13 protein-coding genes are annotated in these 11,191 nt (G+C 42.8%); all 13 read left to right on the forward strand.

Features of this window, described 5'->3' with window-relative positions:
• Nucleotides 1-170 precede the first annotated feature (170 nt).
• Nucleotides 171-1,025, forward strand: coding sequence for an alpha/beta fold hydrolase (locus BLQ81_RS20325; protein ID WP_092734444.1), 855 nt, complete (start codon nucleotides 171-173; stop codon nucleotides 1,023-1,025).
• Complete coding sequence (locus BLQ81_RS20330) at nucleotides 1,022-1,534, forward strand: RNA polymerase sigma factor (protein WP_175454298.1); 513 nt, start codon at nucleotides 1,022-1,024, stop codon at nucleotides 1,532-1,534. The genes BLQ81_RS20325 and BLQ81_RS20330 overlap by 4 nt, the downstream gene beginning before the upstream one ends.
• Complete coding sequence (locus tag BLQ81_RS20335) at nucleotides 1,524-2,111, forward strand: hypothetical protein (protein ID WP_092734447.1); 588 nt, start codon at nucleotides 1,524-1,526, stop codon at nucleotides 2,109-2,111. Before BLQ81_RS20330 ends, BLQ81_RS20335 begins: the two co-directional genes overlap by 11 nt.
• 232 nt (nucleotides 2,112-2,343) lie before the next feature.
• Nucleotides 2,344-3,381, forward strand: coding sequence for a S66 peptidase family protein (locus BLQ81_RS20340; RefSeq protein ID WP_092734450.1), 1,038 nt, complete (start codon nucleotides 2,344-2,346; stop codon nucleotides 3,379-3,381).
• Between the two features lie 33 nt (nucleotides 3,382-3,414).
• Nucleotides 3,415-3,810: a DUF1016 N-terminal domain-containing protein gene (locus BLQ81_RS20345; RefSeq protein WP_092734478.1), complete on the forward strand. Its 396-nt coding sequence runs from the start codon at nucleotides 3,415-3,417 to the stop codon at nucleotides 3,808-3,810.
• A 16-nt stretch (nucleotides 3,811-3,826) separates the two neighbouring features.
• The gene (locus BLQ81_RS20350) at nucleotides 3,827-4,510 is read left to right on the forward strand and encodes an SGNH/GDSL hydrolase family protein (protein WP_092734453.1); all 684 of its coding nucleotides are present in this window, start codon (nucleotides 3,827-3,829) and stop codon (nucleotides 4,508-4,510) included.
• 333 nt (nucleotides 4,511-4,843) lie between these two features.
• The gene (locus BLQ81_RS20355) at nucleotides 4,844-5,326 is read left to right on the forward strand and encodes an META domain-containing protein (protein ID WP_139183690.1); all 483 of its coding nucleotides are present in this window, start codon (nucleotides 4,844-4,846) and stop codon (nucleotides 5,324-5,326) included.
• A 1-nt stretch (nucleotide 5,327) separates the two neighbouring features.
• The gene (locus BLQ81_RS20360) at nucleotides 5,328-5,987 is read left to right on the forward strand and encodes a hypothetical protein (protein WP_092734460.1); all 660 of its coding nucleotides are present in this window, start codon (nucleotides 5,328-5,330) and stop codon (nucleotides 5,985-5,987) included.
• Nucleotides 5,988-6,092: 105 nt separating this feature from the next.
• Complete coding sequence (locus BLQ81_RS20365) at nucleotides 6,093-6,704, forward strand: fumarylacetoacetate hydrolase family protein (RefSeq protein ID WP_092734463.1); 612 nt, start codon at nucleotides 6,093-6,095, stop codon at nucleotides 6,702-6,704.
• The gene (locus tag BLQ81_RS20370; RefSeq protein ID WP_245693331.1) at nucleotides 6,691-8,568 is read left to right on the forward strand and encodes a M23 family metallopeptidase; all 1,878 of its coding nucleotides are present in this window, start codon (nucleotides 6,691-6,693) and stop codon (nucleotides 8,566-8,568) included. The genes BLQ81_RS20365 and BLQ81_RS20370 overlap by 14 nt, the downstream gene beginning before the upstream one ends.
• A 27-nt stretch (nucleotides 8,569-8,595) precedes the next feature.
• Entirely contained in the window at nucleotides 8,596-9,045 is a 450-nt protein-coding gene (gene bcp / locus BLQ81_RS20375; RefSeq protein ID WP_092734466.1) for a thioredoxin-dependent thiol peroxidase, read from the forward strand.
• Between the two features lie 9 nt (nucleotides 9,046-9,054).
• The gene (locus BLQ81_RS20380) at nucleotides 9,055-9,906 is read left to right on the forward strand and encodes a transketolase (protein WP_092734469.1); all 852 of its coding nucleotides are present in this window, start codon (nucleotides 9,055-9,057) and stop codon (nucleotides 9,904-9,906) included.
• Nucleotides 9,907-9,930: 24 nt separating this feature from the next.
• Nucleotides 9,931-10,893: a transketolase family protein gene (locus tag BLQ81_RS20385; RefSeq protein ID WP_092734472.1), complete on the forward strand. Its 963-nt coding sequence runs from the start codon at nucleotides 9,931-9,933 to the stop codon at nucleotides 10,891-10,893.
• The last annotated feature ends 298 nt before the right edge of the window (nucleotides 10,894-11,191 follow it).

The raw sequence follows: 11,191 nt of genomic DNA on the forward strand, positions 1-11,191 counted from the left end.
GAAGTTGTGAGTGGTAAAAAGTAAGTTGTAAATTGTAAGTATTTATTTAGTAAGCGGTTAGTAAATTTCGAGGTATTTTTTGTGTCTTGATACTTATGTCTAATTTTTTTTTAAAATTTTTGTAAGGTTTCCAACACCTCTTTGTCTAAAGAAGAAAAAAAGCAAACAATATGAAAAAGCTATTTCTTCTCTACTTTATTCTTTTTGGAAGTTTATCCACTGCATTTACTCAAGGCTTAGACGTCAAAGTTTCGGGAAAAGGTCCCAAAATCATCTTCATTCCAGGACTCTCATCTTCAGGGGAAGTTTGGGACGAGACAGTGGCCGAATTGTCAAAAAACTTCGAATGCCATGTGTTGACCCTTCCTGGCTTTGGCACCAATCCAGCAATCGAAATGCCGGCGGGATTCCTAGCCACCATGGAAGGACTGATCACCGATTACATCCACAAGCAAACTGAAAAAGTAACCCTAATCGGACATAGCCTGGGTGGATTTCTCTCGCTCAGACTCTCCCGGAGCCTCCCTGACAAAATCAATCGTACCATCATTGTCGACTCCTTTCCCTTTTACTCCGCTGCCTTTAATCCCGCAGCAACTGAAGAAAACATGGCAGCCATGGCCACTCAGATGAAGGAATTGATGATGGCTCAGAGTGCTGAACAATATCGAGCTCAACAGGAAGCGTCTATGCCGATGATGACTACTAATAAAGAAAAACTACCCATCGCAGTTGAATGGTCAATGGAAAGTGATCGGGAGACGACAGGTCAGGCACTTTACGAACTGATGACGAGTGATTATCGAGATGATCTGCCTGAAATAAATACACCAATCTTGGTTCTTGGAGCTTGGTATTCAGGAAAAGCCTACGGATTGACTGAAGAAAGCGCCAAAAAAACTTTTGAGACCCAATACCAACTTGCGGAAAATGTTCAAATTGAAATGGCGCCGACGGCTCACCACTTCATTATGTGGGACAACCCGGAATGGTTTATGGAAAAAGTGACCGCATTCATCAAATGAAGAACGCAAAAGAACTTCAATTCGAAGCATTATACCAAAGTCACAAAGACAAGGTGTACCGTCTTTGCCTGGGTTTTGTGAGGGAAAAGGAACAGGCAAACGACCTTTTCCAAGAAATTCTGATCAAGATTTGGCGGCATTTGGACAGCTTCAAAGGCGAAAGCGAAATTAGCACTTGGATCTATCGGATCGCATACAATACCGCCCTGACTTTTGCCGCAAGGGAAAAGAAAAAAGATCAAAAACAAACGGAAATGCCGGAAAATCTGGACTTGAGCGAACCCGAAAACTATAACTCAGAGCAGGAAATCCGCATTCAAATGCTCTACGAAGCAATCAACGAGCTGCCTGAATTGGATCGGGTGATTGCAACACTTCTTTTGGAAAATACCGCTTACAAATCCATAGCCGAGATTAGTGGGATTTCTGAAAACTACGTCGCGGTCAAAGTCAACCGTATCAAAGCAGCTCTAACCCAAAAACTCAATCCTCAACCTCATGGAAACTAACTTCAACGATATCCAACAACTTTGGCAAAGCCAAAAAGCCGATAATTTTGACCTTGCCGAACTAATTCAGCAAATGAAAGCCACCGAGAAGAAACAAAAACTGGAATGGATTCTTGGATTGGCCTGCACACCGCTGACAATCGCCTTCTTGGTATATGTACTTCCACTAAAGGACAGTGTACTCGGTATCCTCACTTTGGTCATCATATCCATAGCAATGGCTTGGGTGATTTGGCTCAACAGTAAATCACTCCTGAAGAAGGTTGAGGACTCTGAATCCTACAGTCAGCGAAACTATGTCGAAGACCAACTTCGAAAATTAAATCTTCGAGGCAAAATCATACAAAAACACATGATTACTTATGGAGTTTTATTAGCAGTTGCAATTAATTTGGGGTATTTGGAAGTTCTAGCACCACTCGCTTTGCAGTATAGACTTGTAGCCCACTTAGGTGCAACTTTATTTGTCGCAGGGATTATGTGGTTTACCTTAAGGAAAAAGAAAAGCAAGTTCGAAACTGAATCTCAGCCTATGATCAGGCAATTGGAAAAGCTGCTTATTGAATTAAAAAATTGAGTTCAGACCCTGTCATTTGGCAGGGTTTTTCTATCGCATATTTTTGAAAATTTTGAAGGAGAATCTATCTGATAGGCACTGTATTTTAAATTTCGTCTCTTCCAACTTCCCGATTCTCGTCGGTCAGGTGCTGATGGCAATTCGATTGTCAGACTGAGCGGAGTCGAAGTCCTTTTTTTTCTTCATTCACCAAAAGAAAAAAGCACTTATTTTCACCCAAAATCCTCCAATCATGAACAAGCGCACTTTCATCAAATCTCTCGGGTTGCTCGCAGCAAGTACTACTGCTTTGGGTTTTGATTTCAAAAATTTAAGTGACTTTAAACCACTTTTACCCAAATCAATCCAAAAAGGCGATACGGTCGGAATCATCAGTCCTTCGGCAGCCACAGCCGATCGGATGGAATTCACCTACGCCAAGGAGGCGATGGAGGCACTGGGGTTCAAAGTGAAACTCGGCGAAAACCTGAAAAACCGATTTGGCCATCTTGCCGGAACTGATGAAGAACGCGCTAAGGATCTGAATGCCATGTTTGCTGATGACGAGGTGAAGGCCGTCATCTGCATTAGAGGAGGCTCCGGAGCCGCAAGAATCCTACCTTTAATTGATTACAATCTGATCCGAAAAAACCCGAAGCCGCTTTTGGGTTATTCGGATATCACGGCTTTGCACTGTGCGATTTACAGCCAAACAGGTTTGATCACCTTTCATGGTCAAAATGGCACAGGAAGTTGGAATAGCTTTAATGTGAAGCAATTCGAAAAGGTCTTTTTCGAGAAGGAATTGGTAACCTATCAAAATGAATTGACCAAAGGCGACGATCTCGTTTCCAAAGGAAATCGGATTCAAACCCTTAAAGGTGGAACCGTTGAAGGGAGAATTCTGGGAGGAAATCTGACTGTATTGACTTCTTTATCAGGAACACCCTATTATCCTGATTTTAAGGATTCTATTTTATTTATAGAAGACATTGGAGAAGATCCCTATCGCATTGATCGAATGATGAGTACGCTTCAATTGAATGGCACTTTAGCCAAGATCAAAGGCTTTATTTTCGGTCAATGCACAGATTGCAAGCCCGGTGGAGGTTACGGTTCTCTGTCTGTGGATCAGATCATGGACCACTATATCCTCCCCCTGAATATTCCGGCCTACACCGGTGCAATGATTGGGCACATTCCGAGGCAGTTTATTATTCCTGTGGGTGCCAAAGTCAGAATGGATGCGGATGCGGGTAACTTTGTAATGATCGAGACAGTTTTTTTATAATTGGCTAATTTTAAAGAATCAAAATGGTTGGCTATGGAAATTTCCCATTTGATAAAAGACATTCAAGAGATCATTCTTCAAGCTAGGGATCGTGCTGTTCGCTCCGTGAATTTCGAGCGAATGGTAATGTATTGGCAGATTGGGAAGCGAATTTTTGAAGAAGAGCAGTTGGGAAAGGAAAGAGCGGAATATGGACAATACTTGATTAAAAACATAGCCATTGCCCTCAAACCCGATCACGGCCAATCATTTACCTATAGACAGCTTGAGCGGTTTAGGCAATTTTATCGGATTTTTCCAAATACGTCCGCACTGCGGACGCAATTCTCTTGGACTCATTACAAGCTTTTAATTTCAGTTGATAGCGATGACAAGAGAGAATTTTATGAATCAGAATCTAAGAAAGAAATTAAAAAAACAGTCAATTAATTAAAGTTTGTACTAAATGAAATTCCTGAAAATCACCTTCCTCAACTTTCTGATTTTAATGACTTTATCTGAAATATCTTTTGCACAAAATCTAACCTACCTAGCACTTGGCGACAGCTACACTATTGGAGAAGGAGTCCCTGAAAATGACCGCTACCCTGTACAATTGGTAAATACACTAGCTAAGTCAGGAAAGTTAAATTTTTCCAATCCCCAGATCATTGCCAAAACCGGTTGGACTGTGGATGAATTGGAAGCGGGAATCAAGGCTGCCGATACAAAAAGTGAAGGCTACGACTTAGTCACGTTATTGATTGGGGTAAATAATCAATACCGTGGCAGACCTGTTGAAGACTTTGAAAAAGAATTTGAGTTGATGCTGAACCGTGCAATTATTTTTGCCAGGGGAAACACAAGTCATGTCGTGGTTCTTTCGATTCCTGATTGGGGCGTAACTCCTTTTGCAGTCAACCGAAAGTCTGATCAAGGGAAAGTGGCAAGGGAAATTGATACCTATAACTCAGCCAAAAAAGCCATCTGCAAAATGTACGGAATCACTTTTATTGATATTACGGAAGACTACCGTGCCATCGGTGCAAGGCCTGAAATGGTGGTGGAAGATCAACTTCACCCTACTGGTCTAATGTATCAAAGATGGACTGAGAAGCTTCTCAAAGAAGTTAAAAAAATCAAGTTTTAAGCTTGAAAAGGATTCAGCCTTTTACTTCTCTTTGCAAAATCTGAGAATATAAATTTCAGATTTTGCAATTTTGAATGAGTTGCTTTCAGCCATAGAATTTAAGTTTGGTTAAATCTAAAAGTATTTTTTCCTATGAAGGTCAGCATCTGGAACTTACTTCTTGTCCTTTTTTTCCTCTCTTCCTGTTCGGAAAACGATGAGCCACAAGGCATTGAAGAAACCTTTTGGGTGTATAGTTATCCTATAAACTCAATGCCTGGATCTATGCCTGTTTTTTCAGATTTCGCTATCTCACATGAAGAAGAATTCAATTTTGACAGATCTACATGGGAATTGATTCCTCAGGAAATTGAAGGCTTTATATTTAAACCAACATACCTTCAGAGGCTGTTGGTTTCAAAGAAAGAAGACTGGAATACTGGCAAAGTTGAAAGAAAATTAGTCAGAGTATTGGCTGAAGAAAAGGACCATTATGATCTTCTTGAAGGAACATGGAAAGTCATTAAATACGAAGGAAGTGATCTTCCCAATGAAAAATTCCCTAAAGGACAATCAGTATTTATTTTACCAGGAATTTTCAGAATAGCAGGATCTTCTGACGGCTGCAATAACATAACACTAGAAATTCAAAAAGTAGGTCCTAATAAGGTTTTATCTTTCGGAACAAAAATGATGACCCAAAAGGCTTGTCTTCCAGATTGGCATGATACACTTCCTTACCCAGGCTTGAGCAACAATTTCAAAAGAGAAGGAAATGTCCTAACGTTTTACAGCGATACCGAGGGAGAGGTCGCGGTTTGGGAAAAATTGAATTGATATGAAGCAACAGCTATTACTTATTTTTTTCAGTCTTCTATTCTTTTCATGTTTGAATGAGGATTCCAAAACAATATGGGTTTATCCCTATCTGCTAAATGAATCCTATCCCCCCTATGCAGAAGCAGGAATTTTCTTTTTAACCCAAGAATCAGAGAATCTAGACTATTCCAGATGGAATAGAAGAAGCGAAAACTTCGAAATCAAAGGATTCGATTTTGAAGAAGGAAATTTTTATAAACTTAAAGTTGAGGTTCAAGAAAGCAATCCAGCCGAGAAGCTTAAGATGAAGGCAATACTTGAAAAAAATAAAGATTATATCGAAAGAGTGGAAGGAACTTGGATAAGTGTTGAAATCACTGGAGTACCCTTCATTCAGACCTATTTTAGAATAAACAAAGTCACGCGGACATTCATAACATCAGGTGGTTGTGCAAGCTTGCTTCTGGGACTAGGAGAGGTAGGTGTAAAAAAGATACAATTAGCAGATCATACTTACCGCCTAGATATGGATAAAATTTGCCTTGCACAAAACCCCGGTGTATCAGGATCATTCAGTTGGATCACAAAAGTTGTGGAATACAAAAAAAACTCTGAGGGTAATTTGGATTTTTTTGACGAACAGGGGAATCTCTTCATTCGCTTCAAACCTTACGAATAAAAGTTCTCAGTTTCCCTTTGTTCAACCCTATTTTTGATGCAGATATCCTTATTTTCACGACTTGAAACCAAATTAGCTTTTCGGTAAATACAGCCTATACCAACTATGAAAATCATCTGCATCGGCCGAAATTACGCCGCTCATATTGAAGAACTCAAAAACGAAAAACCCGGTAAACCTGTCGTTTTTCTCAAGCCGGACACCGCTCTTTTGAAAGCTGGTGCGCCTTTTTTTTATCCGGATTTCTCCGAAAATATTCACCACGAGGTAGAACTTGTGCTCAAAATTTCCAAAGAAGGAAAATACATCCAACCTCAGTTTGCCCATCGGTATTTCGATGAAATCGGCTTGGGAATTGACTTCACTGCCCGTGACCTTCAGGACCAATGCAAAGCCAAAGGTCTTCCCTGGGAAATCGCAAAAGCATTCAACGGTTCTGCACCGATTGGTGACTTTAAGCCGGTCACTGATTTTAAAGACCTGAAAGACATTGACTTTCACCTCGAAATCAATGGAGAACTCAGACAGAAGGGAAACACTAGCCTGATGCTTTTTGATTTTTCCACGATCATCTCCTATGTTTCTCAGTTTTTCACGTTGAAAAAAGGCGACCTGATCTACACCGGCACTCCTGCCGGAGTTGGGCCCGTGAAAGTTGGGGATCACCTGACCGGTTTTGTTGGAACAGATAAAATGCTGGATTTTGAAGTCAAATAAATTTCACACGATTACCCTTCTTTTAAGCTTTCTTTTGGTCTTTGGGCTTTCTGCTCAGCAAATTGAAAAAGGATTATTCCGCTCTCCTGTAAAGCCCGGAAGCAGGAATTTCCTCTCGGGAAATTTCTCCGAACTCAGACCCAATCACTTCCATACCGGACTGGATTACAAGTTTGGAGGTATGGAAGGCGAGCCAATCTATGCAGCAGCCGACGGCTGGGTGCACCGGATCAAGGTGTCTTCCTTCGGATACGGCAATGTGATCTATCTAAAACATCATACGGGGCACATCACGCTCTATGGCCATTTGCGGAATTTCAATCCCAAACTAACCGAGTGGATGCGCGAGAAAATGTATGAGGCGAAACAGAACGAATTGGAAGTATACTTAAAGCCGGGTGACCTCCCTGTAAAGAAAGGTGAGTTGATCGCTAATGGAGGAAACACCGGGAGTTCAGGCGGGCCACACCTCCATTTTGAAATCCGTGACAGTTTGGATCGGGCGATGGATCCGCTCTTGGCTGGATTCACAGAAATCCTGGACAACATCCCTCCAACTCCTCAGAAAATTGCCATCGTTCCTTTGGAAATTGACAGCCGGGTCAATGGTAAATTTCAGCGAATCGAGCTGACACCTGTACTCAGCGGGGCAAGCTATAGAATCCCCGAAACCATCCGGGTTACGGGAAAAGTGGGACTGGAAATCCAAGGCTATGACAAGTTGGACGGGGCTGAAAATCAAAATGGCTTTCCAAAGTTTGAAGTTTCTGACGAAAACGGCCTGCTTTATTCCTTGTTTATCGATCAGGTGGATTTCAATTACACCCGTCATTTTCTACTCCATACGCATCAGAACAGATTCACGAGACTCTACCATCAGGCAGATTTGAAATTCAATTTTTTCACTCCCAATACTCCGGGAACAGGCACTTTCTTGCTGGAAAGCGGACAGAAAAAAACAATCCAAATCAAACTTCTGGACACTTATAATAACTCGCGACTCGTAAATCTGACTTTAACAGGGACAGATTTGGATTCCACAATTGCTGACGGGGCTGCTCCAGCTTCAGCGCAAACCAGTTATTTTAAACACCATATGAAAATCAGGGTAGCCCAAACAGATAAAGGGGGCCTGGCCAAGTTTTTCATCGGTAATAATATTTACGAAATTCTCCCCGCCTATCAAGATTCACAAACCCGGACTTACCTTTGGGATCTGAGGTTTGGAATCCCTTCCAAAATTGACCTTTGTTCAGAAATCCTGATACCAGACTTGATTGGACATTTTCCGGTTGGAAAAGAGCATCTGCATGCGATCGACAAACTTAAAATCCGAACGGAAGAAAATAGCCTTTTGGAAGATTTATACTTGAGAGTAAACCTTTCCGGGCCGGCAAACGCGCCTGTACTCCGCCTGCATGAAACCAACGAGTACCTATGGAATCCAATAGAGCTGACCTGGGATGTAAGTGGCTATACGGGCAACAAAAGCAGGACCCATGTGTACGCGCGTTCACCCAATGGTTCCCGATCTTTTGTCGGAGGGGAATGGGAAGAAGGCCAAATCCGCTTCAAAACCAGAAATTTTGGTAGTTTTGTTTTGGCCTTGGATGATGTCAAACCAACAATTACACCGATTAGAGTCAATGGTCAGGAAATGAGATTTACGATTAAGGATAACCTATCCGGAATTAAGAGTTTTGAAGCTTTTGTAGATGGAAAATGGATTTTGATGCGCTATGAGCACAAGCAAGCCGTGATTTGGTCTGAAACTTTGAATAAACAACCACTTCGGGGAGCTGTTTTACTCAAGGTGACCGACATGGCCGGCAACGTTGCCGAATGGAAAGGCACCATTTCCTAATCATTGTTTCACAAAACCAAAATCATTATGTCATTAGAAGTAGGCCAAATGGCCCCAGCATTCGAAGCAAAAATTGAAACAGGAGAAACCATCAAACTCTCCGATTACCGTGGCAAGAAGGTAATACTTTACTTTTATCCCAAAGACGCAACTCCGGGCTGCACCGCCCAAGCCTGCAACCTGCGCGACAATTACGACACACTTCTGAAAGCAGGATATGTGGTCCTTGGAATCAGTTCAGATGCCGAAAAATCCCATCAAAAATTCATTGAAAAGCAATCCCTTCCCTTTTCGCTTATCGCCGACACCGATCTGAAAGTGCATGAAGCCTATGGTACTTGGGTTGAAAAATCCATGTATGGCCGAAAGTATATGGGCACCGCCCGGACCACCTTTGTGATCGATGAGCAGGGGAAAATTGCGGAAGTGATCGAGAAAGTCGATACCAAAAACCATACTGCTCAAATCCTAAAATAAACCGATGTAATGGAAAAACAATCAATTGAACAACTCCAAAAAATCTGTACCCAGCTCAGAAGAGACGTGTTGCGAATGGTTCACGCCGTTCAGTCCGGTCATCCGGGAGCACCGCTTGGATGTGCTGAGTTTTTCGTCGCGCTCTACTTTGATCAGCTGAGGCACGACCCCAATTTCAAAATGGACGGAAAAGGCGAAGATGTCTTTTTTCTTTCAAACGGACACCTTTCGGCAGGCTGGTATTCTGTGCTTTCGCGCAGCGGCTATTTTCCTGTAGCGGAGATGAAGACCTTCAGAAAGTTGAATTCCAGGCTTCAGGGTCATCCTGCGACACACGAACACCTTCCGGGTATTCGTGTTGCCTCCGGCTCATTGGGTCAGGGACTATCGGTGGCATTGGGCGTGGCTCAGGCGAAGAAAATCGACAAAGACGACAAATTAGTCTATGTCATGATGGGTGACGGGGAATTGCAAGAGGGACAGGTTTGGGAAGCTGCCATGTATGCGGCACACCATAAGGTTGACAATTTGATTGCCACAGTAGATTACAACGGTCAGCAAATCGACGGTCCTACAGAAAAGATCATGGATCTGATGAACCTGAAGGCAAAATGGGAAGCCTTTGGCTGGGAAGTCAATGAGATCAAAGAAGGCAACGACATGAAATCCGTCTTGGAAGGCTTGGAAAAAGCCAAGTCCTTAACCGGAAAAGGAAAGCCTGTCCTGAACCTGCTCTATACCGAAATGGGCTTCGGAGTCGATTTCATGGTAGGCACGCACAAGTGGCACGGTTCGCCGCCTAACGACGAACAATTGGCCAAAGCATTGGGTCAATTGGAAGAAACCCTCGGCGATTATTAATTCCCATTCCCAAAACACAAGAAGATGAGCTTAGACTTAAAATTTACCTATACAGAAAAAAAAGACACCCGCTCCGGTTTCGGTGACGGTTTCCTGGAAGCAGGAAGAAGAAATCCCAACGTAGTAGGACTTTGTGCCGACTTGATCGGTTCCCTGAAAATGGGTGATTTCCAAAAGGAATTCCCGGACCGATTCTTCCAAACCGGAATTGCAGAAGCCAATATGATCGGTATTTCGGCAGGTTTGGCTATCGGAGGTAAGGTTCCTTTTGCAGGTACCTTTGCAAATTTCGCCACCGGACGAGTCTATGACCAAATCCGTCAATCAGTGGCCTACTCCGACAAAAATGTGAAAATCTGTGCCTCACACGCAGGTTTGACACTTGGAGAAGATGGAGCAACTCATCAGATTTTGGAGGACTTGGGCATGATGAAAATGCTCCCCCACATGACGGTGATCAACCCATGCGACTACAATCAGACGAAAGCCGCTACATTGGCAATTGCTGAGTACGAAGGCCCGGTTTACCTGAGATTCGGACGACCAAGCTGGCCAATCTTCACTCCTGCCGATCAGAAGTTTGAGATCGGAAAAGCCTGGAAAATGATCGATGGCAAGGACGTGACCATCTTCGCAACCGGGCATTTGGTTTGGGAAGCGGTAGTTGCAGAAGCCATGCTGCGTGAGGAAGGAATTTACGCCGAAGTGATCAACATCCACACCATCAAACCTTTGGACACAGAAGCGATATTGGAATCAGTGAAAAAGACCGGTTGCGCCGTTTCTGCCGAAGAACATCAGATTAATGGTGGTTTGGGCGACAGCATTGCTCAGACTTTGATCCGACATAATCCTGCTCCTTTGGAATATGTAGGTGTCAATGACAGCTTTGGCGAGTCGGGAACCCCCACTCAATTGCTTGAAAAATACGGCTTGAATGCTGAGAATATTGTGAAAGCTGCAAAAAGAGCTTTGGCGAGAAAGTAAGTTCATAAACCTTTGAGGTTTTCAAGAACCTCGAAGGTTTAATTGGAATTTCAAACCTTTGGGAGCGCCGCGGCGTACTCGAAGGTTTTTTTGTTTTTAAACCACAAAGAACACGAAGTAACGCAAAGGTTTCTACCACAAAGAAAAGGGAGAGTCTATTAAATAGGATATCCGATCAATTGTAGAACTTCAATCGATCATTCTATAGCTGACCTTTTTTGAGGTCACAGAGTATGCGCTTCGCTTGATTGACTATGCGATCCTATCCCATCGGAATCGAAAAAAATCTGTGGAAATC

The organism is Algoriphagus alkaliphilus (assembly GCF_900103735.1).
GTDB lineage: Bacteria > Bacteroidota > Bacteroidia > Cytophagales > Cyclobacteriaceae > Algoriphagus > Algoriphagus alkaliphilus.